Source organism: Halorubrum sp. SD612 (assembly GCF_002135005.1).
Window position 1 is genome coordinate 1 of record NZ_NEWI01000385.1, and the last position, 1,197, is coordinate 1,197.

At 69.9% G+C, this 1,197-nt stretch carries 2 protein-coding genes; one reads left to right on the forward strand and one right to left on the reverse strand.

The annotated features are described in order from the left end of the window. A partial coding sequence (locus B9G38_RS17550; RefSeq protein WP_233127257.1) for a 3-hydroxyacyl-CoA dehydrogenase NAD-binding domain-containing protein occupies positions 1-216 on the reverse strand: 216 nt, incomplete at its 3' end. A 213-nt stretch (positions 217-429) separates the two neighbouring features. On the opposite strand from B9G38_RS17550, the gene B9G38_RS17555 reads away from it, so the two are divergent. Then, a partial coding sequence (locus tag B9G38_RS17555) for a class I fructose-bisphosphate aldolase (protein ID WP_086221201.1) occupies positions 430-1,197 on the forward strand: 768 nt, incomplete at its 3' end.

Here is a 1,197-nt window from a genome sequence, read left to right on the forward strand (position 1 = left end):
GTCCCGGACCGCGTCCGGGCCCTCGTCGAGCGCGCCCTTCCCGGCCAGCCGGTCGAGGCTGTCCTCGACGGCGTCGAGGCCGCGCTCGACGTACTCGGACTCGACGTCCCGCATCACCACGTCGTAGCCCGCGGCCGCCGCGACCTGCGCGATCCCGTTGCCCATCGTCCCGGCGCCGACGACGCCGACCACGTCGATCTCGGAGAGTGTCCGCATGCGAACCGCTGCCGCGCCGCGGGTCGTAAGTATTGCGAAAGCGGGGTGCCCGAGCCCGCCCGGGCCGAGAAATTACCGATTCGAGTAGTAAGTATGTCGAGTCACGATCGGGCGGCAGTCGCCCGCAGTCCGTCGCCAACCGGTCGTTCCGATTCTTTACGGCCGCTTCCGTCACCCTAGCCCTTTTTACTGGTGTAACGGAATACCGAACTGATGCTCCCTCACGCCGCCGACGACATCTCGCGCGACGGTAAGTCGCTCGTCCTCGCGTACGACCACGGGCTCGAACACGGGCCGGTCGACTTCGAGCCGAACCCGGCCACCGCGGACCCCGAGCGGGTGTTCGAGCTCGCCACCCACGACGCGGTCACCGCCCTCGCCGTCCAGAAGGGCGTCGCCGAGGCGTACTACCCGGACTACGAGGAGGACGTGAACCTCCTGTTGAAGCTGAACGGGACCTCGAACCTCTGGATGGGCGAGCCCGACAGCTCCGTCAACTGCTCGGCGGAGTACGCCGCGGGGCTCGGCGCGGACGCGATCGGGTTCACCCTCTACGGCGGGTCGAACCACGAGGTGGAGATGGCCGAGGAGTTCCGGCGGGCCCAGGAGACGGCCCGCGAACACGGGATGGGCGTCGTCATGTGGTCGTACCCGCGCGGACAGGGCGTCAAAAACGACAGCAGCTCCGACACCATCTCGTACGCGGCCCGGCTGGGGCTCGAACTCGGCGCGGACCTCGTGAAGGTGAAGTACCCCGGCTCCGCCGCGGCGATGGGCGAGGCCGTCCGCATGGCCGGCCCCACCGAGGTGGTGATGTCCGGCGGGACGATGCGCGATGACGCCGCCTTCCTCCGGAACGTCGCCGACGCGATCGAGGCGGGCGCCCGCGGGCCCGCGGTCGGTCGGGACGTCTTCCAGCGCGACGACCCCGAGCGCATCCTCGACGCCTTGGAGGCGGTCGTCTTCGAGGAGGCGGAGCCC